This is a genomic window from Pseudomonas sp. USHLN015 (assembly GCF_037153275.1).
In the GTDB taxonomy this organism is placed as follows: Bacteria; Pseudomonadota; Gammaproteobacteria; order Pseudomonadales; family Pseudomonadaceae; genus Metapseudomonas; species Metapseudomonas tohonis.
In genome coordinates this window covers 57501-84004 of the sequence record NZ_JBBCKP010000020.1, presented here as the reverse complement: position 1 = coordinate 84004, position 26504 = coordinate 57501, and the positions used below count along the sequence as shown (strand labels likewise).

At 70.6% G+C, this 26504-nt stretch carries 1 protein-coding gene (only partly in view); it reads left to right on the top strand.

Translation table 11 applies throughout. The features are described from left to right. On the top strand, positions 1-26504 hold the 5' portion of the coding sequence (locus WFQ67_RS29695; RefSeq protein ID WP_337058960.1) for an Ig-like domain-containing protein. Its footprint extends 16381 nt past the window's final position; only the first 26504 of its 42885 coding nucleotides appear in the window; the start codon lies at positions 1-3; the stop codon falls past the right edge of the window.

Sequence of the window (26504 nt, the reverse complement as noted above, 5' to 3'; positions counted from 1 at the left end):
GTGCTCGCCGCGCTGATCGCGCTAGCGGCCCCTGAAACCTTTGCATCCGAAATAGACATCCGCACCGCCTCCGCCCTCGGTTCCACCGGCAACGCCGCCGACTACGTCCTTTCCCTCGATGATTGCCGTGACCTGGCCGAAGTCAGCATTCCCGCCAGCGGCAAGCGTTTCCTGCCGACCGATGCCACGCGTGACACCGACTCCAGCGTCGCCTGCTCCTTCAGCTTCCGTCTCGAAGGCGGCGACGTCCTGCAGCCGGCGGTCAAACTGATCTACGCCGACGGCCGGATCCAGGACTACAGCGAGACCTTCCAGCAGGAAGCCGTGGCCCCGCAGCTGGAACTCACCCAGCTGGCGATCGAGAGCCAGGATGGCGAGCAGTACCTGGTGGCCAGCTTCGACGCCCAGGACGACATCGACCTCAGCTACCTCAGCCTGTCCCTCACCGGCCTGCGCGCCTCCGACCTGCGCGCCGCCGGCGGCGTGGTCAGCCAGGCCGAGCGCAAGGCCTTCCTGCGCATGCCCGAAGCGCGCCGGGTCTTCCCCAAGGTCGACGGCCAGCAGCGCTACAGCCTGCGCCAGCGCCTGGACGCTCCCCTGAGCGCCGAAGAAGTGGCGCGCAACGCCCTGGTCATGGTCCAGGCGGTCGCCGTCGATGCCTCCGGCAACCAGAGCAGCTTCTCCGACATCCGCTTCATCGGCGAGAGCGTCGAGGAAGCCGCCCGCTCCATCGCCGTGCACCCCGATCGCCTGGTGTTCAGCGACGCCCTGCAGTCGGCCCGCCTGGTTCCCGAGGTCGACTTCGAATTCCGCGGGCCGACCCCCCTGGCCGGGCTGGGCAACGGCATCAGCTACCGTTCCTCCAACCCGGACCTGGTCTGGGTCAGCGCCGAAGGCGTTGTCTACCCATTGCAAGAGACCGCCTCCGAGGCGGTCTTTGTTTATGTGAGCTACCCCGGCCTGCCCGAAGTCAGCCTGCCGGTGAAGGTCGACTACAGCCGCCGCCTCACCGCCCTGCGTTTCGAAGGCCAGGCCGCCGGCCAGCCCCTGGTGCTGCCGCGCCTCAACGACTTCCAGGCATTGCCGGCGATCCTCGCGGTATTCGACGACGGCAGCGAGTCGCCCCTGGCCGACAGCCTCGCCGTCGAGCTGCAGCTGCCCAACGGCAGCGAAGGCATCCTCGAGCGCAACGACCAGCTGCAACTGCGCGCCCGTGCCCAGGTGCCCGAACAGAACCCGATGCTGCTGCACGCCCGCCTGCAGCGTTACCCGGACATCGGCGTCGACCTCCCGGTCGCCGCCCAGGACGCCGCCCCCGCCGTCGACCTGCAGCCCGAAGCCAGCATCGCCGTCGGCTCGGTGCTCGAACTCCAGGCCAGCGCCAGCGACGACGTCGGCGTGAAAAGCGTCGAGTTCTGGCTCGACGGCGCCATGGTCGGGCGCCGCCTGTCCCCGCCCTACGCCCTCAGCCTGCCCATCGAGCAGGAACTGGAAGGCCGCACCCTGCGCGTGCGCGCCGTGGCCTTCGACGAAACCGGCAAGAGCCAGAGCAGCCCCGAGCGCGCCGTGCAGGTCGTCGCCAAGAGCAATCCCAAGGCCCCCGAGTTCATCTTCGAATCGCCGGTGGACGCCCAGCGCGTCGTCGAGAACAGCCCGCTGCGCGCCGCCATCAGCGTCAACCTGGGCGTACTGCCGGACGTCGAGTACCAGAGCGGCATCAGCCAGGTCGAATACTTCATCGACGGGCGCAAGGTCGGCGAGACCCGCTTCCCCATCTTCGAGCAGCGCCCGCTGGAGAGCGACCCGAGCAAGAAGCAGCTGTTCGAGGTCTGGCAGGTCACCCTCCAGGTGCCCGAGATCTCCCTGCGGGAAACCAGCATGGCGCTCTCCGCCCGCGTGCACGCGCAGAACGGCGCCGTGGTCGACGCCCCGGCCCGCCTGCTGCGCGTGCTGGAGAACCAGCGGCCCACCGCCCGCATCACCCAGCCCGCGGCCGGCAGCATCGCCACCGTGGGCCAGACCGTGAGCGTCACGGTCGAAGCCACCGACGATACCCTTGAAGGCGGCACCGACATCTTCCTGCTGGTCAACGGCGAGGAAGTGCAGTCCTACCGCCACCAGGACCGCGACTACGACGGCACCAAGCTCGGCCTGCGCAGCACCAGCCACAGCTTCCAGCTGCCGATCAAGCAGGACTGGCTCGGCCGCACCCTGGAACTGCGCGCCCGCGTGGTCGACCTGCACCAGCAGTCCAACCTCTCCGAGCCCCTGACCCTGCCGGTCAAGGGCGACCAGACGCCGACCGTATCCTTCAGCCACCCGGTGGAAGGCGCGCACCTGGTCTCCGGCCAGCCGGTCGAGCTGCGTGCCAACGCCACCGACGACCTGGGCCTGCGCCAGGTCGACTTCTACGTCAACGGCAAGCTGGCGGGCACCGACCTCAAGGCGCCCTTCGCGGTGATCTACCAGGCGCCGGCCGGCGTGGACAAGGAAACCCCCCTGACCCTGCACGCCGAGGCCATCGACAGCGCCGGCCAGCTGACCCGCAGCGCGCCGGTCAACGTCACCCTGGGCAAGGACGAGGAAGACCCGGTCATCAACCTGGCCTCACCCTCCATCACCGTCAGCGACGCCGGCGACGACCTGGCCCCGGTGGTCGAAGACAGCACCTTCGTGCTCAAGGTCACCGGCTACGACAACGTCGGCGTCGAGCGCCTGGACCTCTACGGCGTGGCCAAGCAGGAAGGCGTCGGCTTCTACCTCACCGGCAACCCCAACGACCACCTGAGCAGCGCCGATGGCAGCCTCTCGGTGCAGGCCATCCCTGGCGCCCTCAAGGCCTTCTCCACCCTCAAGGTGGTGGCGGCGCCCAAGTTCAAGCACCTCGACGGCGTGCGCTACGACCGCTATCCGATCCGCGTCGTGGCCACCGATGGCACCGGCAACGACAGCGAGGTGAAGGTGCTGATCGGCATCGCCGACGACGCCAAGCCCGAGGTCCGCGGCCTCAACCCGGTGCAGAGCCGCGTCTACAGCCAGGACAGCCTGCAGGTGGACGTGGTCGCCCACGACGACCGCGCCGTGCACGCACTCGAAGCCAGCCTCTGGGCCGAAGGCGGCAGCGCACCGCTGTGGCACAAGCGCATCGACCAGCAAGGTGGCCTCGTCATCGGCCCGGATACCGTCAACCGCCTGGTGATCGACCTCAAGCCCCTCAACCTGGGCAACCAGGACCGCGCCCTGCGCCTGAAGGTCGCCGCCATCGACGACGGCGGCCAGCAGGGCGACAACCGCGAACTGCCCCTGCAGGTCATGGCCGACACCCTCGGCCCGCGCCTGGCCGTGGTCTCGCCGATCCAGGGCGCACCGCTCTACGCCGGCAACCGCATCCAGGTCCGCCTGCGCGGCGTCGACGACACCCGCCTGGTGGCCTTCAGCGCCCTCAGCGGCAGCCGCACCCTGTATTCCAAGGCCCTCACCGGCGCCCAGCAGGTCGCCAGCTTCGAAGACAGCTTCGAGATGGAAGTCCCCTCCGACCAGCAGGAACTGGTGATCGAACTGCGCGGCCGTGACCAGTACGGCAACGACGCCGATCCCACCCTCTGGCGCTTCCCCATCGGCAAGGACCAGCCGCCGAAGATCGCCGTCCGCGCCCCGGCACCCGGTTCGCGCCTGTACGAGGGCGAAGCCTTCACCGCCCAGGCCCTGGTCACCGACGACCGCCAGGTGAGCCGCGTCGAGTTCATCCTGCGCCAGGGCGGCCAGGTGCAGGTGCTCAAGACCGTCAGCGGCAGCGACCTGGCCAAGTCCCAGGAAGGCTATGTCGGCGCCGCCCTGCGCGTGCCCAACAAGGCCGGGGCCGACACCGATATCGCCGTCCGTGCCTACGACAGCGCCAACCAGGTCAGCGAAGCCTCGCTGGAGCTGGAGATCATCGACGACACCGAGCCGCCGACCCTGCAGCTGAGCAAGCCGGAAGGCGACTTCAGCCTGCCGCCGGGCACCAACTTCCAGATCCAGGGCAGCGCCGGCGACAACCAGTACGTCGACAGCCTCGACCCCCTGCTGATCGACCCGGACACCCGCGAAGAACACGCCGTGGCCTGGGAACTGTTCAGCCGCAAGGACCGTGTCGAGACCGTCAAGGTGCCCAACCCCGGCACCATCGGCGCCATCCTCGTCGGCCAGCGCTTCTACGCCGACTTCGACGGCCGCCTGCGCCTGACCCCCGAGCTCAGCCGCCGCTACGCCGGCAAGGTGCTGCAGCTGGTGCTGCGCGCCCGTGACCGCGGCATCAACGAAACCCGTTCCCCGGCCATCAACATCAAGGTCCTCGGCGACGAGACCGGCCCGCAGATCAACATCCAGTCCCCCACCGAACGCCTCTTCGAGCGGCAGAAGACCAAACTGCAGGTCAGCCTGCAGGACGACACCGCCGTCGCCTCCTACGAAGTGCGCCTGCTCGACGACCAGGGCCGCGACGAACTGGTGGCCAAGGCCGAAGGCCTCAGCACGCCGCAGGTCAGCGTCCCCGCCGCCGGCGCCAACGACCTGCTCGATATCGAACGCTACCGGCCCCAGGCCGAGCCCATCGGCCTGACCCTGGTGGTCAAGGCCAAGGACCTGCTGGGCAACGAGAGCCAGGTGACCCGCCGGCTGCTGGTCCAGCGTGACCAGGCGCCCCTGCTCAGCTGGAAGGACAGCACCCCCTCCGCCCAGCAGCAGCGCGGCATGCCCCTGCGTGGCAGCCTGGTCGTGCAGGACGACTTCAACGACGGCGCGCCCGCCAGCACCGGCCGCTACCTGCTGGCGGCCAGCTCCCTGCGCGACCTGGGCGGTGCCCGCGACATCCGCGGCCTGACCAAGGTCGACGCCACCAGCCAGCAGAACAGCCCGCTGATCAGCATCGCCTACCCCGAGGCCCAGGGCTGGCAGGGCGACCTGCTGCTCAACGAGAAGCCCTTCCTGCAGGTCAAAGACGGCCGCCTGATCCTCTCCGGCAACGAGCAGCTCGGCTCCCCGCGCCTGCTCAAGCTGGGCACGCAGACCAGCAACTGGCAGGTCGAGACCTTCTCCCGCAGCCTCTGCCAGGTGCGCCCCGAATTGCGCGACGTGCAGGCCGTCGGCGGCCTGCTCGACCTCGCCGCCCTGGGCGGCCCCGACGTCACCCGCCTGGTGCTGCGCCCGCGTGCCGGCGCGCCCGCCTTCATCCGCGAGCTGCAGATCACCCAGCTGGAAACCTCCCAGGCCAACGTCAGCACCGACGGCGGCACCCGCGTACCGGGCCGCAACGTCATCAACCTGCTGCTCCAGGACGGCCTCGACGGCAATGCCCAGACCGCCTTCCTGCAAGTGGGCGACAGCGGTGCCCAGAGCCGTGCGGAAGAACGCTACAACCTGCTCCTGCCGGTGCCCGCCGAAGTGCAGAGCACCAGCCTGAGCCTGATCGGCCACGCCACCGACCGCCTGTCCCACGAGCGCGGCGACCTGGTGCTCGGCACCCTGCTGCAACAGCCCCTGCGGGTCGACGAGCAGGCGCCCCAGGCGCGCATCGTCAGCCCGGTGGCCGGCTCCGTCGCCGTGCCCATGCAGCAGCTGGACCTCAAGACCACCTTCGGCGACGACAGCCTCGGCCTGAAGAGCCTGCGCCTGCTGGAGAACCGTGGCCGTGTCGTCCACGACCTCGGCACCTACCTCGGCCAGAGCGCCCTGCAACTGCCCTACCGGGTGCCCCGCGAGTTCTCCAGCGGCGAACTGGAGCTGACCCTGGTGGCCGAGGACTGGAGCGGTCGCACCACCGAACACAGCCTGCGCTACCCGCTGGCCGCCAACGAGAAGCCGCAGCTCAGCCTCACCGGCTTCAACACCTACTGGGTGGACGGCAAGTACGAGAAGGCCCTCACCGACCCGGCGCGCATCAACTACGGCGAATTCTGGGTGCGGATCAACGAACGCTTCCGCCTCGACACCGACCTGCGCGACGACGCCGGCCTCGCCACCTACCGCATCCTGCGCCTCAAGCGCGACGGCAGCGTCGCCGCCGTGGTCTACGAGCGCGGCTTCCAGGTCAACTGCCCCGCCGCGCCGCCGCTGCAGGCCGCCGACCAGGCGGAGGTCCTCTTCGACCAGAGCGAGCCCACCGAATACCGCATCGAACTGACCGACACCTACGGTCATGTCAGCGACCGCACCATCCTGGTCCACCCGCTGACCAACATGGTCCCCGAGGTGCGCATCACCGCCCCGGGCGATGAGCAGGAGATCGCCGCCGGCACCTTCCGCATCCGCGTCGGCCTGGTGGCCGCGGACGACCGCAAGCTCACCGCCAGCCGCCTCAAGGTCTTCGCCAACGGCGTGCCGCTGCCGGTGATCGGCTCCAGCGACGGCGTCACCGGTGGCGACAAGGTGGTCGATGCCGCCTTCGCCAGCATCCACGACAGCATCCATGCCCGCTACGACAAGTCCATGGCCGACGATTTCGGCCGCAAGGACAGCCCCTACGCGATGCAGCGCACCTTCGTGCTGGAAGTGCCCCAGGGCCTGATCCGCCATAACGAAGAACTCAAGCTCACCGCCCAGGTCGAGGACTCCGACGGTGCGGTCGGCCTGTTCGAGCGCAAGATCAAGGTGATGGCCGATACCATCAGCCCGAAACTGCTGTTCAAGCGGCCCACCCTCGGCTTCGGCGCCATCGAGGACAGCGACTTCACCCTGGTCTACCAGGCCTTCGACAACGTCAAGGTCAACCGCCTGGTGCTCTCGCGCGGCTACTCGGTGCGCGTGCGTGGCGAAGCCCAGGACCGCGAGCAGCCCTTCACCGTGGTACGCACCATCGACGGCATCCCTTCCGAGGACTACGAGCCGGTCACCACGGTCGACATCGATACCCCCGAATACAGCCAGCTGATCCACGTCGACCGCCTGGCCGAGATCGTCCGCGCCTTCGGCCTGACCAGCGACCAGATCGAGCGGGTCAGCGTGCGCGTGCGCCTGGAAGGCTTCGACGCGGCCAACAACGCGGTGCTCACCAACAGCTACCCGATCAACATCGACGCCCGCCCGGTGATCGACGTCGTCGAGCCCGTGCCCGGCGCCAAGGTGGTGGAAGGCAACCCGCTGTACGTCAACGCCAAGGCCTTCGACGACGTCGGCGTGGAGTACGTGCACCTGCGCGCCACCTACGGCAACGGCCAGCCGCCCTACGAGATGCGCCTGCGCCAGTCGCCCTACAACTTCTCCGTGCCGATGCCCGCCTTCGACCCGGACAACCCCCAGGCCAACCAGGTGAAGCTCAGCCTGGAAGCGGTGGACACCTACGGCGTCGCCCATGGCGATCTCGACGCCCACCGCGCCGAGGAACACCTCACGGTGGAAGTCACCCGCGACCAGCTGCCCAGCGTGGTGGTCGGCGCGCCGCAGAACAACAGCGAGACCACCGAAGGCCAGCTGCTGCTGGTGGAAATCAACGCCGTGGACGACGTCGGCATCGACCGCGTGGTGCTCAACATCGGCGGCCTCAAGGGCGGCGACCGCAGCCTCACCGACATGGTCTTCCCCTACGAATTCCTCGTCGAAGTGCCCTATGGCCAGGCCGGCACCGACCTCAGCCTCACCGCCAGCGCCCTGGAGCGTCGCGCCGACGGCAAGGGCCGCAGCGTCAGCACGCCCCAGGCCGTGCGCGTGCGCGTACTGAAGGACGACAAGGCACCGCAACTGCTGGTCAAGCAGCCGCTGGCCAGCGGCGCCAGCATCGCCGAGAAGCGCAACCTTCCGTACCAGCTGGAAGTCAGCGACAACGTCCGCGTCGGCTCGGTGAGCCTGGGCCTGTACGTCGACCGCAACGGCGACGGCACCTTCGCCCCCGAGGAGCGTGTCTCCGATCGCCTGCTGCTCACCGGCCCCTATATCGGCAGCCTGCCGGTGGCCAGCATCGCCGACTACCTGGGCCGCACCGACACGCTGCCCGAATCCCTGCCGATGCAGCTGCAGATCACCGCCCGCGACCCGGCCGGCAACGAAGCCAAGGAGATCATCCCGGTCAACCTGCTGCGCAACCAGCCGCCGGAGGTCAACGCCATCAAGCTGCTGGATGCCCGCGGCTTCGCCATGGGCGAGGTCACCGAGCTGACCGAGGGCCGCGGCGTGGTCGTCCAGGTCCAGGCCAGCGACCCCGAGGTCGGGGTGGACGCCGCCGCGCTCTACTACGCCATCGGCCCGGCCGGCTCCACGCCCAAGTACCAGGCCCTGGGCGAGGATTCCGCCGCGCCCTACCAGTTCCACTTCAAGGTGCCCACCGGCCGCGTCGACCAGGTGCTGCGCTTCCGCGCCAAGGCCCGCGACCTCGACGGCTACGAGTCCGCCATGGTGGACCTGCCGGGCAGCATCCTGATCAAGGCCGACAAACCGCCGCAGGCGCGCATCGTCAAGCCCGACAACGACAACGCCGTGGTGATCGACGGCCAGGACCTCGAAGTCTTCGTCGAGGCCTTCGACGACCTCGGCCCCGAGGGCATCGACCACGTCACCTTCTACGTCAACGGCGTACCGGTCATCACCACCGAGCAGAGCTACGGCCAGCAGGTCGGCAGCCACGCCCAGGACCACGTCTACCGCGCGCGCCTCGCCGCCCCGGCGGGCGTCCAGGGCTTCACCGTCCAGGCCATCGCCTACGACGCGCTGGGCCAGGCGGGCGAGTCCCAGGTGGTGCGCGTCGGCAAGCTCGAAGACACCGTGGTACCGCGCCTCGCCGTGCTCTACCCGATCGACAAGGACGTACTGACCATGGGCGAAAGCCTGCGGGCGGTGGTGTCCGTCGAAGACATGGGCGGCGCCATCCAGGACGTCAGCATGCTCTGGCGCCGCGAATACCAGAACGACGCCGGCGAATGGAAGGTGGCGGACGAGTACCCGCTGACCCTGTTCCGCGACGACCAGCGCCAGGCGGGCGACACCACCCCGGTCAGCGACCCGGACAAGCACTACTACATCTACTGGGCCGACTTCAGCCAGGGCAACGTGCTGCGCCGCACCGGCCTGCGCAACGAGCGCCTGCACGTGCTCACCAAGGTGGTCACGCCGAACCACACCGTCACCCGCGACACCTACCACGAGATGGGCTGGCCGCTGAGCGAGCGCCGCTTCATCGCGCCCCAGGCCGGTGCCCAGGCCCAGGCCAAGGGCGTGCACTACACCGCCATCGACCAGTACCGCGCCCTCGACCGCAGCGGCGCGATGATCGCCGCCTGGGCCAGCGTCGACCCGCTGCGCATCGAGCAGGGCCTCGGCCTGCTGGGCAAGGAGGACGCCCTGCGCGGCCTGCCCGAGGCGCGCACCGGCATCTACATCATGGATGCGGTGGACGAGACCCAGGGCAACCAGAAGGGCGACTACTTCGCCTACTCGCCGCTGCTCAACGGTGCCGCCGAGATCTTCAGCGGCACCATCGGCGAACTGGTCACCGACGAGAACATCGTGCTGGCCGGCAAGTCCGGCGTCACCGATGCCGGCAGCTGCCAGTCGGGCGACGCGGCCTGCCAGTTCGTCAGCCAGTTCAGCGAAGAGATCCGCAAGGACTGGCACGGCGGCGACACCCCGAGCGAAGGCACCGGCGCCCTGTACCTCGACAACAAGGCCGGCGAGCTGCTGCTGTTCGGCCAGCGCAACGGCGACGGCCAGTTCGGCCTGCCCTACCTGATGATGGGCCGCGTCGACATGCCCTACCCGGATGTCTACGGCCTCACCCGCAGCGGCAACCTGGCCCTGGTGGCCAACGGTGCCGGCGGCGTGCAGGTCATCGACATCACCAACATGACCGCGCCCTACCACGTCGGCTACATCAAGCCCAACGGCTTTGCCCGCGACGTCAAGGTGCGTGGCCACTACGCCTACATCGCCGCCTCCGAAGAGGGCGTCGTGGTCGCCGACCTGAGCACCCCGGCGATGCCCCAGGTGGCGCGCATCGACACCCTGGGCGTGGCCAACCGCCTGCACCTGGTGGGCAACCAGCTCTACGTCACCGACATGGCCGGCAGCGGCGACAGTGCCCGCCTGACCCGCATCGACATCAGCGAGCCCGACCAGCCGCGCCTGGTGCAAGTGGTGGAGATCAAGCCGCACCGCCCCGACCAGGCCGCCGATGGCCTCTACGACGTGCACGTCTCCGGCAACCTTGCCTACGTCACCGAGCTGCTCTCCGACCAGGAAGACAAGCCGACCCAGAGCCTGGTGCAGATCCTCGACCTGGCGCGCATCGGCGAGAGCGGGCTGGACGCCAGCGTCCCGGTCATGGTCCAGCGCAACGCCACCCCCGACAACTTCGCCATCCGTGGCGTGACCCTGGCCCGTGGCGCCATCCAGGTCGCCGCCGGCAAGGGCGGTATCGGTCGCATCGACCTGCCGGCCCTCACCGTGCTGCAGCACAACCCGCAGGTGGGCGAAAACGACGTCAGCACCCAGCTGCCGGCCATGCTCATCGAACTGTCGGCGGTGCTGCCGGAGCAGACCCGCCTGGCCGACTTCGTCCAGGTGCTCGAAGGCGATGCCCAGGTGGGCCGCGACGTCACCGGCCTGTTCGACCTGGCCTTCGCCGCCCGTGGCAGCGACACCACCAAGCGCCGCATCCAGCTCACCCGCAAGGACGGCCAGAGCCTGCAGCCGCGCCAGCGCTACTACGTGCGCATCAAAGAGGGGCTCACGCCCGTCACCGGGCAGCCGCTGGCCGCCGACTACGTCTTCAGCTTCAGCACCGCGCCGGCCGATGCCGCCTACCCGGACATCCAGAGCATCTGCACCCGCGAAAGCGCCGAGCGCAGCGCCTGCGTCAACGTCGGCGACGTGCGCGGCGGCACCGAGCTCATCGTCCGTGGCCTCAACTTCGGCGACCAGCCGCGCCTGCTGGTGGGTGGCGAGCCGCTGGTGATCGAGCGCCGCGCGGTCGACGCCGCCAGTGGCGTGATCAGCCTCTACGCCCGCACCGTGCCCAACTACCCGGGCCCGGCGGCGGTCAGCCTGTACACCGAGGCCGGTCTTTCCGACACCGTGCTCGGCGGCTTCGTGTTCGTCGACGAGTTGTCCATCTCGCACCTGGCCCCGGCCGTGGTGCGCGTCGCCCAGAGCGGCAAGAACGACCGCGTCGACCTGGTCGGCAAGGGCTTCCACGCAGGCCTGACGCTCACCGCCTACAAGAGCGGCGAGCCGAACCCCGAGAAGAAGGTCATCAAGGTCGGCTCGGGCGATCTGCGCCTCTACAGCGCCGAGCGCATGAGCCTGCTGGTGCCCGACTTCCGCGACGAGAACGGCAAGGGCTACCGCGGCTTCATCGACCTGGAACTGGACGACGAACTCGGCCGCCACTACGTCCAGCGCAACGCCCTGTTCTACGGTCGCCTGCAGCTTGATCGCGGCCTGGAGACCGAGAAGCCGATGTCCGCCGAGGTCATCGACAAGCGCCTGGAGACCCTGGAGAAGGGCGGCATCACCGACTACGTGCCGGACCCGCTCAAGCTGCCGCCGGGCCATATCGTCGACCTCGCCGTCGACAGCGACCTGCACATGTTCTACGTGCTCGGCCGAGGTGAACTGGGCAAGGGCTCGCCAACACCGAACCAGGTCTTCAGCCGCGAGCAGCTCGAGCACTACTACGCCCCGGGCTGGATCAGCCTGGTGAAATACGACCCGGCCAAGGTCGGCGAAGCCGCGCCACGCCACGGCCTGGGCTACTACAACCTGCCGCAGGACATGAAGCCCAGCGCCATGGCCCTGGCCGACAAGCAGCTCTACGTGGTGGGCCGCGGCTACGACTTCCCCTACATCGACACCGAATACGAAGGCCGCAGCGTGCTGCTGGTCTACGACCGCGAGATCCGCGACCCCGACGACCTCACCGAGCAGCCGCCGGGCAAGGACCGTGGCATCCGCTACAGCCTGCCGCTGCCCTTCACCCAGGCCGTGCCGGAGAAAGTGGTCGCCCACCAGGGCCTGCTGCTGGTCTCCACCACCGCCGAAGGCATCGCCGTGGTCAGCGTCGCCGACCCGCTGCGCCCGACCGTGGTGCGCCGCATCACCCAGGCCAGCATCGACGGCCGCGTGCAGACCCTGGGCAACGTCCAGGACATCGCCGTCATCGGCGACAGCCTGCACGTGGTCAACGGTGGCGCCCGCGTGGTCTTCGACCTGTCGCGTCCGTCCCTGCCGCAGCTGGGCGAATCCCGCGTGGGCGGCTACATCGGCCTCACCGCCGACGGCAGCCGCTTCGCCACCGGCAACGGCCTGAACCTCTACGACGCCAGCCGCCCGGCCTTCATCCGCGAGCAGGGCCGCTACCTCTCCGGCGGCTTCAGCGTGCCGGGCGACAGTCGTGGCATCGCCGCCCAGGCCACCACCGGGCTCAACCTGACCTACACCGGCAGCGACGACCTCGCCGCCTGCGAGAAGGGCCTGCAGGCCTACCTGGGCTTCTACGACTTCAGCCGCCCGGCCGACATCGGCCTGCTGGACGCCCTGAGCCTGCCCTACTGCGTGCGTGCCGCCGACTACTCGGACGATTACGACAACCTGCTGAAGAAGCCCTGGCGCACCCAGCCGCTGGTGATCACCGACCAGGGCATCGCCGGCTTCGCCCTGCGCGGCGACGCCACCGGCGGCAAGGTCTCCCACCTCGGCCTGGTGGATCTGCTGACGCTGGAGCTGGTCGGCTCCACCCCGCGCGACCAGGCCGACGGCGTGCCCCTGGACAGCCCGCTGGTGCTGCGCTTCACCCGTTCCCTCGGCGCCATGAGCGACGAGCAGCTGCGCCAGTTCCTGGTCCTGCAGCGCGACGCCCAGGGCGACCAGCCGGCCGTCAGCCTGCCCTTCGCCCTGCAGCGCAGCGCCGACCAGCGCACCCTGATCCTGGTCCCCGAGCAGGCGCTGCTGGCCAATGCCAGCCACCAGCTCATCCTCAAGGGCGATTTGGCCAGCCGCCGCAGCCGTGGCCTGATGGAACACGCCATCCACTTCCGCAGCGGCCTGGCCGGCGGTGCCCAGGTGGCCATCCTCGACAGCCGGCCGTCGATGCTCGACGTCGGTGGCGGCGAGATCGACGTGCGCCTGTCCGGCGTCACCGGCCAGCCGCAGTTCACCGTCTCCGGCCAGACCGCCACCGGCACCCTGGCCGAATCCCTGCCCGACGGCAGCGCCCGCTACCGCGTCCAGGCACCGGCCAGCCTGCCCGGCCCGGCCAGCCTGCAAGTGGTGGCCGGCAACGGCAGCAAGGCCACCCGCGTCGGCGCCGTGCAGTTCGTCGAGCCGCTGCTGCTGCGCTCGCTGTCCCCGGCACAGGGTTCGCTGAACGGCGGCACCCGCGTGCTGATCAAGGGTCAGGGCTTCCGCAGCGAACTGGGCGCCATGACCGTCAGCTTCGGCGACATCCTCGCCGAGCAGTTCAAGGTGCTCGACGGCGAGACCCTGGAAGTCATCACCCCGCCCGGCCCCATCGGCACGGTGGATGTGCGCGTGCGCCTGGCCAACGGCCAGCAGGGCGCCCTGGCGCAGTCCTTCACCTTCCAGCAGCCGCCGCAGTCGCAGATCCGCGACAAGGGCCGCGTCTACGACCTGGCGCTGGACCCCAGCGGCAGCTACCTGTTCTCCGCCCAGGGCAGCAACGGCGTGCTGGTCTACGACCTCAACGCCGGCAACTACACCGCCGACCCGCAGAAGCCGCTGAACCCGGACGACCTGCTGCGCCTGATCGACCGCAACCGCGATGGCCGCGACGACCGCGTCATCTCCGCCATCAGCCTGCCGTCCGGCTACATCGCCGTCGGCGTCGAGCCCTACTTCGAGCGCGGCTCCGACCGCGTCTACATCACCGCCGTGCACCTGGCCGGCGGCAAGCCCGATGCGGCGCAGCTGTTCACCGTGGCCTTCGACAGCCTCGACCCGTCGCGCACCACCCTGATCGGCTCCCTGGAGCTACCCTCCAGCGCCGTGCGCGGCCTGCGGGTGCGCAACGCCCGCGTGCTGCTGGCCATGGGCGAGGAAGGCCTGGGCGTGGTCGACGCCTTCCTGCCGAACAAGACCTACCTGGTGGAAAGCCTGGCCAGCGACCCGCGCATGCCGATGCTCGACGTCGCCACCCGCGACGCCGCCGCCGGCGAGAGCGGCCTGCTGGTCACCGTGGGCGGCGCCTTCGACTTCCCCAACAACCGCCTGCTGAGCAAGGAAGAGAACGGCAGCGGCGGCTTCCAGGTCTACGGCCAGAGCAGCGGCCAGGGCCTGCAGCGCCTCGGCCACCTCGACCTGCCGGGCACCCGCGTGGTGCTCCAGGGCCGCTACGCCTACGTGGCCGCCGGCGCCAGCGGCGTCGCCGTGGTCGACCTGCAGGACCCGAACCGTCCCCAGGTGGTCGCCCGCGTCAACGACATCGGCTACGTCTACGACCTCGACTACAACGGCAACACCCTCTATGTGGCCCGTGGCGACAAGGGCGTGCTCAGCATCGACGTCACCGACCCGCTGCGCCCGCAGCCCAGCCGCAGCATGCAGGCCCCCGAGGGCGGCACCGTGGAAAGCGTGGTGGCCAGCGAATACGCCGCCCACGCCGGTGGTGTCGACGCCAAGGGCAGCGTGCTGCAGGTGGTGCCGGACGTAGTGCTCAAGCTGCACACCGTCGACCCGCGCAACGGCATCCTCGACCGCCAGGTCGACGGCAGCCTGCAGGTCATCGCCCGCTTCAACAAGGCCATCGACCTCTACCCGTCCAACGCCGCCCTGTTCAGCCTGCTCGGGCCCCAGGGCGAGACCCTGCCGGCCACCGTGCAGATCCTCAACAACGACGCCCGCCTGACCCTGGCCGCCAGCGTCGCCGACACCCTCAAGGCCGGCGACCGCCTGACCCTGCTGGCCAAGGCCGGCATCGCCTCGGTCAAGCCGCTGTCCGAGCGCGACATCGTCGTGCTCCAGCGCCTGGCCCAGGACCAGCGCGTCGGCCTGACCTACCGCGGCGCCCGCGACGACACCCTGAGCCTGGAAGCCGTGGTGCCGCGTCGTATCGCCCAGAACACCACCAGCCTGATCACCGTCAGCGCCCGCGGCATCCCGGCCAACCTGGCCCAGGTGCGCCTCTTCGCCGGTGACCGCGCCCTGCAGATCGAAGGCGTCACCCGCGACAGCGACACCGCCCCGGCCGTGCTCAAGGTCAGCGTCCCGGCCATGCCGCGTCCCGGCCAGTACAACCTGACCCTGTCCGTGCTGCGCGACGGGCTCTGGCAGCAGGCCGTGCTCGAGGGCGCGCTGCTGGTGGACGCACCGATCCGCTTCGACGCCCTGGCGCCGCTCTGGGGCCCGATCACAGGCGACACCAGCGTCACCATCAGCGGCGACGGCTTCGAACCCGGCAACAGCGTCATGGACGGCCTCAAGGTGCGCTTCGGCGGCCTGCCGGTGGGCCGCATCCAGGTGCTCTCCACCAGCCGCATGCGCGTCACCACCCCGCGTGGCGCCCCGGGCAAGGTGGAAGTGCTGGGTGAAGACCGCTACGGCAACCAGGCCCGCCTGAACGGCGAGCGCAGCTTCGGCTACGGCCTGCGCAAGCTGGCCGAGCTGCACCCCTCGCTGATCTTCCCCAGCGACCTGTGGATCGACCGCGACACCGGCGTCGCCGTGAGCAACGGCGGCCTCATGGTGGAAGGCTACGGCCAGCAGAAACTCGCCGCCGGCGGCTGGCTGCCGGAGAACTACCGCGCCGCCACCTTCTCCGTGCAGGACCCCGCCAAGCCGCTGCTGGTGGGCGGCTCGCCGGCCCTGCCGAGCGACGCCCAGCGCCTGTCCCTGAAGACCCAGGCCATGGCCATTTCCAAGCGCCTGTCGGATGGCTTCCTCGCCAGTGGCGTCATGGAGCCCACCGAAGAAGAACAGGAGCTGCTCGACCGCCAGGCCGCCCAGGACTTCACCCTCGGCCTCGATTCCCTGCAGATCGCCCCGACCCGCGAGTGGGAAGGCAACACCTGGCGCAAGCGCCTCTACATCGCCAGCGGCAATGGCGGCGTCGCCCGCCTGAACCTGGACGAGCAGAACGGCCTGCAGGTGATCCAGGAAGAGAAGCTCAGCGGCCTCGTCAGCCGCCTGGTCAAGCAGGGCGACGGCCTGTTCGCCGCCACCGCCTCGGTGGATGTCGACCCGCCGAACAGCGATACCTGTGCCTTCAAGATCGGTGGCTCCAGCGGCCTCGGCCTGGCCGCGCTGAACTATCAGGATGGCGAGGACCCGGTGCGGGTCGCGGCGCCGGAAGGCCTGAGAGGCGCCGGCCTGCTCAAGCTCGACAATGGCTGGCTGCTCAGCGGCGGCCTGGTGCAGGGCGCCAAGTGGGTCAACTGCCCGGGCTGGGACGAGACCCTGGCCAAGGCCACCGATCTGGAAAAAGGCGAGATCCGCAGCCTGAACCTGTTCGACCCGAGCCAGACCCGCGTCTACAGCTTCACCGCCAACCCGCAGGACGCGCTGGTCTACGGCCGCTACCTGGTGGTGGCCGTAGGCGGCCGCGGCGTCGAGATCGTCAACCGCGACGAGCCCGAAGAACGCGTGCTGGTCACCCTCGACAAGCAGCTGCAGGCCGTCGCCGGCCGCGGCATCGCCCTGCGCATGGCCGGCAACCTGCTGTTCGTCTCGGCGGAAAGCGGCGTGGTGGTGCTGGACCTGGCCCAGCCGCTGCAACCGCGCGTGGTCTCCGCCGGCAACCAGGAGCGCATCGAAGCCCTGGACCTCTTCAACAACCGCCTGGTGGCCGGCTCCGGCAAACAGGGCCTGACCGTGCTCGAGCTGCCCGGCGCCCTGGTGCTGGACGCCGGCGTCGCCCAGGGCGGTGTGATCCCGGCCAGCGAGCAGGCCCTGAGCCTGAGCTTCAACGAACCGGTGACCCTGGAATCCCTGCGTGCCCCGGGCGCCCTGCGCCTGCTGGACATCAGCAACGGCGAGCGCGAACTGCCGGCCCCGAGCGTCGAGGCCGTGGGCGGCGACGGCCAGTCCGCGACCCGCGTGACCCTGCGCTTCACCCCCGCCGCCGGCGCCAGCCTGCGCCTGCAGCTGGCCTCCGCGCGCAACCTGCGTGGCGGCGGCCTGTGGGCGCCGTACCAGGTGGACTTCAAGGTGGCCGCCGCCGGCGCCACCCAGCCGCGCATCCGCAACCTGGAGAACGCCCGCTTCCACCGTGGCGCCCAGGACCGCGTGGTGATCAACGGCAGCGGCTTCTCCAGCACCGTCAAGGGCTACGTCAACCAGTACCCGGTGGCCCTGCAGTGGGTCAGCACCGAGCGCCTGGAAATCGCCCCGAACGCCCTCGACATGCTGCCCCTCGGCCCCGGCCAGTGGCACCTGCGCCTGGAAGACGGCGGCCTGCGCGAGGACTACCTGGGCGCCCTGGTGATCGGCGCCGAGCAGGCGCTGGACCAGGTCAAGTACCGCATCAGCCCGGATTCCGCGAGCAAGAAGGGCGGCACCCTCGTCAGCATCAACGCGTCCGCCGACGTGCTGCTGCCGGGCACCCGCGTGGTCCTGCGTGCCCGCCATGGCGCCACCGAGATCTACACCGGCCGCAGCCCCATCGTGGAAGAGCCGGGCCGCGCCGCCATCGACCTGCAGGACGACGTCGAGACCCAGCGTGACTTCGACTTCATCCTGCCGGGCGTGATCGACCCGGACATCTACGACGTCTTCCTGCGCATCCCCAGCGGCGCCAGCACCCGCGAGGTCAAGGTCGGCGCGCTGTCCTACACCCTGCCGCAGGGCCTGGGCATCGTGCTGCCGAACTACCCGCCGATGCAGATCGGCGCCGCCCAGGTGGTGGGCGACACCCTGTTCGTCGGCGTCAAGGCGGGCTCCGCGCCCACCAGCTCCAACCGCTTCCTGATGCCGGCCGGCCTGGAGATCTACGACATCGGGCTGTGGGAACGGCCGATCCGCCTGTCCCAGCTGCGCCTCGACCAGCCGGTGCTGGGCCTCGAAACCCTCGGCAGCCTGGTGTACCTGGCCAACGACCGCGACGGCGTGCGCGTGGTGGACGTCAACGACCTGGGCCGCCCGCTGCTGGTCTCCAGCCTGACCCTGCCCAACCACCGCGCCCTCGACCTGGCCGTGGAGAGCGAGCGTGGCGCCCTGGCCGTGGCCGCCGCCAACGACCTGGGCACCGGCTACGTGCGCTTCCTGCCCCTGGGCCGCAACGAACTGGGCGCCCAGGCACCGTTGCCGAGCATTCCCTTCGACGGCAGCCTGCGCGCCGACCTGCTGGGTGCGCCGGTGGACCTGCAATGGCTCAACGGCCAGCTGTACGTGCTGTTCCTGCGCGACAAGCAGCTGCACCTGGCCACCTTCAAGGACTTCGGCGACAAGCTCGACTACCGCGTCCAGGCCATCGAACGCGGCACCGTCTCCGGCGACTCCATCAGCGCGAACCTCGGCCGCCCGACCCTGCAGGTCCAGCAGGGCCTGATCAGCGTCGGCACCGGCGACACCTACCTGCTGCTGGAAGCCAATGCCCAGGGCCAGTACGAAACCATCTACTGGCAGAACCAGAAGACCGGCGGCGAGCTGCTCAGCGTCGGCGGGCAGGTCATGCAGGGCAACGGCAAGGGCGTGCAGATCAACACCTCGCCCTACCTCGCCGTCGCCTCGGCCACTCCGGGCAATGGCGCGGTGCTCGGCAGCGGCGAATCGGTGCAGATCGCCTTCAACAACCTGATCAACACCGACCCGGCGCACCTGGCCCAGGCCATCCGCGTGCTGGGCGAGGGCGGCCAGGCGCTGCCGGCCGGCGCCTCCGAGATGACCGGCACCAACACCCTGCGTGGCGGCCAGGTGCAGATCGCCTTCAAGGGCGACTACCAGGGCGCGCTGCGCATCGAAGTGGGCACCGCGCTCACCGACCTGGCCGGCCACGCCCTGCGCCAGGCCTTCGTGCTGCAGCTGGAGCGCCTCACCGGCATCCGTCCGCAGGTCACCCAGGTCCAGCGCGAAGCGGCCGGCGTCGCGGGCCTGCACTACTTCCACGCCACCGGTGGCGAGATCGCCGTGATCAAGGGCAGCGGCTTCGGCGTCGCCCCCGACCAGCTGGCCGTGTGGCTGGGCGAAACCCGCCTGCAGCCGCAGCAGATACTGGAACTCAGCGACACCCAGCTGCGCGTCGAGGTGCCGGACCTGCAGATGGCCGGCATCAGCGCCAGTATCGCGGTGAAGGTCGAGCGCATCGACCAGCGCCTGTCCTACCTGCGCCAGGGCGCCATGACCGTGCTGCCGCAGATCGAGATCGACGACCTGCAGCCGCAGACCGGCCCGCCCCAGGGCGGCAACCTGGTGACCCTGCACGGCCGTGGCTTCAACCACTACATGCAGGTGCGCTTCGCCGGCGCCCTGGCCGGCGACCTGAAGATCCTCAGCAGCAACCGCGCCGAAGTGCGCGCGCCCGCCGGCAGCTTCGGCAAGGCCAAGGTCGCCGCCACCAGCCAGCTGTTCCCGGGCGAACAGACCGACTCGCCGGTGGATTACTTCTACACCGGCATCCCCACCGGCTCGGTCAACCTGCCGGCCGAGATGGCCAGCCCGGTCTCCGCCATCGCCCGCCTCGACGGCGCCGAGAGCCAGCTGCTGTACGCCGTCACCGGTGGCAGCTTCGACAAGCTCGACAGCCAGGGCCGCGTCGCCACCCTGACCAGCAACGCCGCGCGCCTGCTGGTGGCCGACATCAGCGACCCGGTGCACCCGGTGATCGTCACCCGCGAGTTCGCCGGCCAGACCAAGGCCTACCACTACGAAGCGCCCAACGGCCTGTCGCCGCGCGGCTTCGTCGACCTGACCATCAACGATCGCCAGCTGTTCGTCGCCGGCGGCCGCAAGCTGCTGCAGTTCGACCTGACCCTGCCGGCCGCGCCGGAGAAGCTCGCCGAACTGGACATGGCCGGCGAGATCAACGCCCTGGCCAGCCGCGACGACCTGCTCTACGTCGCCTACAAGGACGGCGTGCGCCAGTACCGCATCGGCCAGGACCTCAAGCTCACCGACCTCGGCCTGATCGGCGTGCAGCAGCTGGGCGGCGTGCCCGGCCGCCTGCGCCTGGCCGGCGCCAGCCTCTGGGCCACCCTGCCGCAACAGCGCCAGCTGGTGGAGCTGGAACTGGCCAGCGGCGAATTCCGCGTGGTGCGCCGCGTCGCCACCCGCGACCAGGCCGGCAACCCCTTCGTGCCCGAGGACCTGCTGGTGGCGCCCGAGCGCCTGCTGGTCTCCAGCGGCAAGAACGCTACCGTGCAGCTGTTCAACCTGGACCGCAGCGATGACGCCACCCCGGTGGCCGACCTCAAGCTCACCTACCTGGTCAGCCGTGGCGACCTGTTCGCCGGCCAGCTGCAGCTCGCCGGCCAGACCCTCTACGTGGCCGGCGGCCAGGGCGACGTGCAGCTGTTCGACATTTCCCCGTGGCTGAATGGCGATGCCCGCGCCAGCATCGGCCTGCGCGACTACTTCAGCGTGCTCGGCAACGTCAACAGCCTGTCCCTGGGCAGCCAGGCCCTCTACGCAGGCAGCGCCTTCGTCTACCTGGACGGCGCGCCCGCGGAGAACCCGCTGCCGAGCCTCGACGCCGGCAACTACCTGGGCGGCAGCCTCAACACCCTGGCCTACCAGAACCTCGCGATCCTGTCCCAGCAGCCGCTGCCGTCCGGCCGCCTGCCGCGCGACGGCGCCATCGAGGTGCAGTTCAACCGCCTGCTGGACAACGCCCAGCTGCGCGACCAGGGCGCCCAATTGGTGCAGTTGCTGCTCGACGGCACCCCGGTCCCGGCCCAGGTGGCCCAGGTCGGCGTCGGTCGCCTGGTGCTGCGCCCGGCCTCGCTGCAGGCCGGCAAGCAGTACCAGGTGCAACTGGGCGCCGCCCTGCGCGACCAGCAGGGCCGCACCCTGGGCCACGACTACCGCTTCGGCTTCGTCGCCGACGACCAGCAACTGCCGGAGCTCGACAGCATCTCCCCGCGCCAGGCCAGCTGGCGGGGCGGTGCCGAGGTCACCCTGCGTGGCCGCAACTTCGCCGAGGGCCTGGCGATCGAGGTGGGCGGCCAGCGCGTGCCGGCGGCCGACGTGCTGCATCGCGACGACAACCAGCTGCGCTTCCGCGTGCCGGGCCTGGTGGCCTCGCCGGACCGCAACCTGCCGGTGGGCCTGCGCCTGAAGCAGGGCGGCCAGGAAGTCTTCCGTGGCGCCGCGCTGACCTACGTGGCCGATCCGCGCATCGACCAGTCCGGCCTCTACGACCGCCTGGCCGGCACCCTCAATGCCCAGGCCAAGCGCTTCACCTACAACGCCGGCGAGATCGTCGGCCTGCAGGGCCGTGGCTTCGGCGAATCCACCGTGGTCCGGGTCAACGGCCGGCAGATCGCCGAGACCCGCCTGGAACGCGCCGATCTCATCAGCTTCGCCGTGCCGGAGAACAGCCTCGGCCAGCTGCTGGTGGAAGTGAGCAACCAGGGCTTCGCGGGCGATCTTTCCAGCGACGCCAGCCTGCGCATCGAACTGCCGGCCCGCCGCCAGCTGCAAAGCGTCCAGCAGTTCCGCCGCCAGGGCGACCTGCTGCTCACCGGCAATGGTCGCGACGTGCAGCTCTACAGCCTGCGCGACGGCAGCACGCCGCAACTGCTGGCCAAGTGGCAGGCCGCCGCCGAGCTGGTCGACCTGGCCCTGGGCGATCGCTACGCCGCGGTGCTGGGCGACAAGACCCGCCTGCAGGTCTTTGACCTGGCCAACCTCTACTCGCCCCAGGCGCTGCCGGCCCTGGCCAACAGCCGCCAGGTCGCCTACGACAAGGTGCGCATCGCCGGCGACCTGGTGCTGGCCAAGTCCGGCAACCGCGTGTTCCACGGCCAGGTCCAGGGCCCCGAGCTGAAGGAGCTGACCCTCGCCGCCGGCACGCTGGTCGACCTGGCGCTGGATGGCCGCGCCCTCTACCTGCTCTATGGCGACCGCCTGGAAGTGCGCAACGTCCGCGACCCGTCGCAGTTGCTGGCCACCCAGGTCCACGGCCTGGCCGGCGCCAGGTCCCTGTGGCTCGACGGCTCGCGTCTCTACCTGCAAGGCACCTCCGGGCTGCAGGTGCTGCAACGCGCCGCCCTGCTGCGCGGCCGTGGCGAGCCGGTGCTCGGCGAGCTGGAACTCCCCGCCCGCATCGGCAAGCTCACCAGCCAGGGCGAACTGCTGGCCTGGCTGGACAACGGCCGCCTGCAGGTGCTCGACCTCGACCTGGACGCCCAGCGTCGCCTGGTCGCCCGTGAAGTGGCCGCGATCACCGTCGGCAGCGCCGAGGTGGGTTCGCTGGGGCAACTGGAGCTGCACGGCGACCTGCTGGAATGGAGCAACGGCGGCAACTACTTCAACGCCGCCGTACCGCTGAACAACGCCTGGGGCCTGGCCCCGGAAAGCCTGGCCGCCGCCGACGAGCCGGTGGGCCTGCGCCTGTCCGGTGCCGAATACGCCTGGCGCGAGGCGCGCCTGGCGCTGTCCTCGGCCAGCGGCGAGAGCATCGCCAGCGACTCCCAGGTACTGGGCCGCGAGCTGCGCGCCCTGGTGCAACAGCCGAGCTTCCAGCCGGCCGGTCTCTATCGCCTGCAACTGAGCCAGGCACCGCTGGACTGGCTGCAGGGCGCCGAGGTGAACATCGACCTGCCGTGGCTGGTGGATGCCGTGGACTTCTTCGGCGCCGCCCAGGTGCGCCTGGATAGCCTGCAACCCAACCGCAGCATCAGCGGCGTACCGCGCGACTACGTGCTGCGTGGCCGCCAGCTGCACCTGATCGACGAACTCCAGGTGGGCGACCGCGTGCTCGGCCGCAGCCAGCTGCAGGCCAACGCGACCGGCGACCAGCTGAGCTTCCGCCTGCAGATGGAACAGGCCGGCCTCTACAGCCTGCAGGCCCGCTACGGCGACGAACGCGCCACCCTGCCCACCGCCCTGGCCGTGGTCACCCCGCTGGCCATCGACGCGGTGCAGTCCGCCCATGCCGCCGGTGCGGTGGTCAGCGACGCCGGCGGCACCCAGGTGCACATCGCCGCCCAGGGCCTGTCCGAAGGCCTCAGCCTGCACTGGTACCCGGCCGGCCAGGGCATCCAGCCCACCGCCAGCAACCGCGTGGCCTTCACCCTGGCCGACGATGGCCTGAACTTCGTCACCCCGCCCAGCCAGCCGGGCTGGCAGTACCAGGTCTCGGTCGTGCGCGAATCCAGCGGCGAGCGCGTCGACAGCGTCCCGGCCCAGTGGCTCACCGCCATCGACGACACCGCCCCGAGCGTGCGCCTGATCGCCGCCCTGGGCGCGTCGCAGTCGCTGGTGCTGGAGGCCGACGAGCCGCTGCAGGCCCAGGGTGTCAGCGTCATCAAGGTGTTCAAGGACTACGAGACCCACGCCCAGCCGAGCGAAGACGTCAGCGCCCGCTTCCAGCCGCTCATCGCCCAGGGCAAGCGCCTGGAGCTGCGCCTGCGCGCCGATGCCCAGCTGGAGGCCAACGCCCTCTACCAGATCGCCCTGAGCGGCATCCGCGACGCCGCCGGCAACCCGGCCCGCGACAACACGCTGATCAAGGCCGGCGCCTACAACGGCGTGTTCCAGGCCGAAGACCGCCTGGCGCCGCGCTACGACTCCCTGCAGGTCGCGCTGCAGGATGGTCGCGCGCTGAGCCCGGCGGTGCGCCTGAAGACCGGCAACCGCTACGGCTTCAAGGTCAGCGCCCAGGACAACCTGCAGGCCGCCGACAAGATCGCCTTCGCCTATCGCCTGTCCGCCGATGGCGGCCAGACCTGGAAGACCGACTGGGTGCCGGTGCAGAAGGGCGAGTTCAGCCTCGACCTCAACGGCCAGTACCAGGGTTTCAGCCTGCTGCTGCGCGCCAGTGACGGCCGCAACAGCGTCGACCGCCGCTTCGACGCCGACATCAGCGCCCCGGACCTGGGCCTGGCCTCGTTCAGCACCCTGCCGACCCCGGTGGAAGAGAGCACCCCGGCCGAGCTGCGCTTCGCCATCAGCGGCGACCTGGACCTGGTGCGCAGCACCGAGGTACGCCTGCTGGACGGCCGCTACCAGGCCGCCACCTTCGACCGCGCCAGCGGCCTGGCCAGCCTGAGCCTGCCGCACCCGCGCCTGCGCGACCTGCCGGGCGCGCCGACCACGGCCACCCCGATCACCGCCGAGCTGCGCGTGGGCTTCGGCCTGGCCGGCCAGGAAAGCTACCGCTACTTCCAGGTGGGCTACGACCTGCAGCCGGACCGCACCCCGCCGCAGCTGTCGATCATCGCGCCGCTGGACGGCGAGTTCGTGCCCCGTGGCGAGGTGACCGAGGTCATCCTGCGCAGCTACGACCGCTACGGCATCGACCGCGTCGAAGCCTGCGTCGACAGCCGCAGCGCCGATCCCTTCGCCGACGCCCAGGCCTGCCAGCGCCTCGCCGACCCGGGCCGCCTGCGCCTGCCGGTCGCCGCCGACGCCACCCAGCCGATCCACGTGGTGGCCCGCGCCATCGACCTCAACGGCCTGGCCAGCGCGCCGGCCAGCGTCACCCTGCAGCCCTACGACAGCCGCAGCGGCGCGCCGGAACTGAGCTTCCTGGTCCCGGCCGACGGCCTCGACGTCCAGGCCGGCGAGACCATCCCGGTGCGGGTGCGCATGCGCAAGCTGGAACAGGCCACCCTGAACCTCGACATCGCCGGCAACCCGCAGCACCCGGGCAACCCGGCGGCGCGCAGCCTGACCCGCGCCGCCGACGGCGACGAGGTGGTGGAGCTGGCCGTGCCCATGCCCCAGGTCGCCGCCGACGGCGTGCTGGTGCTGCGCCTCGAAGCCACCTGGCAGGGCCAGACCCTGCGCAGCCAGCGCATCCTCAACCTGCATGCCGACAACGGCATCGACCAGGACGTGGCCCTGCTGCTGCAACCGGCGAGCACCCTGCTGGCCGGCACCCAGCTGTGGATCGACGCGCCGCCACCGGCGGGCATGACCGACTTCAGCCGCGATTCGAGTCTCGACCTGTTCGACCCGGCCGATGCCGGCATCGCCGCCGCGCACCTGGCCTTCGGTGACCGCCGCCAGGTCTGGAACAGCCGCATCGACGGTGCCGGCCTGCGCCTGGCCGCGACCCTGCGCGACCGTTCCGGCCACGAGAAACAACTGGACCGCAGCCTGGCCAAGCTGGCCTACCTGCAGGCCGAAAGCCGTCGCGAGCCCATCGAGACCGGCTACCAGGCCGGCCACCTGACCCGCCTGCCGGGCCTGGCCCAGGGCGCCGCCTGGGTCGAGAACGCCCAGCGCGACGGTTACCGCATCCGCACCCTCGACGGCCTGGTGGAAAGCCGCGACAGCGGCCGTGTCCGCCAACTGGCCTTCACCGGCACCGGCCTGGCGGCCCAGGTCCGCCGCGACGGCCAGGACTACCTGCGCTTCTGGCGCTGGCAGGACGGCGCCTGGCTGGCCGCCGTGGAACAACCCATCGCCGGCACCCTGCTGGGCGGCAGCGGCGACCTGCTGTACGTCCGCCATGGCCAGCAACTGGGCGGCTACGCCGTCGACGGTGGCGCCATGGCCGAACTGGTGGGCCTGAGCCTCGCCGACGAGATCCGCCAGGTGCAGCTGGACGGCCAGCGCCTGCTGGTGCTGACCGACAAGGGCCTGGAATGGCTGCAGCTGGACGACAGCCGCCTGCCGCAACTGGTGCGCCACGCCGGCCTGGCGCTGCCGGGCCGCCTGGGCTTCGCCCTCGACGGCGAGCGCCTGCTGGCCTGGACCGCCACCGAAGCCGCCCGCTACACGCCGGTGCTGGATGCCGACGGCTGGCGCCTGGGCGATGCCACCGTGCTGGCTGTCGACGGCCGCGTGCAGCGTGCCCGCTTCGACGGCGAACTGGCCTGGCTGCGGGTGAGCGACGACCTGCACGGCGACAGCTGGCAGGCCTGGCGTGACGGCGAGCGCCTGGGCGCCCTGGCGGGCGAACGCCAGGACCTGGCCTTCGGCGCGGGCCGCCTGGTGTCCCTGCAACTGCGCGAGGGTGTGCAGCACCTGGTGGTCGAGCCCCTGGAAGTGCCCGCCGCACCGGCTGCCGCACTGACCGCCAAGGCCGTGCGCCTGCCCTTCGGTGTCCTGGTCGGCGGCTTGCCCGCTGCCGCCGAGGCCGCGCTCGGCCAGGCCGAGCTGAGCCTGCGCGATGGCGCCGACAAGCCCCTGGCCGCCCAGGCCTTCTGGTACCAGGGCGAACTGGATGCCTACCTGGGCGAGGCCTTCCCCCAAGGCCGCGCCTGGCTGCTGGCCAACCCGCCGGCCAGCCTGCGCCTGGTGCTGCAGGACCACGCGGGTGAGCAGGCCCTGGACCTGGCCGTACCTGCAGCCACCCATGCCGCCGCCGAACTGACGCCCGACCAGGGCGCGGTGCTCGCCGCCGGAGCCCGCCTGCCGCTGGCCGCCGCGTTCGCTGCCGGCAGCGACGGCCGTGGCGCCACCCTGTCCCGCGAGGGCCAGGT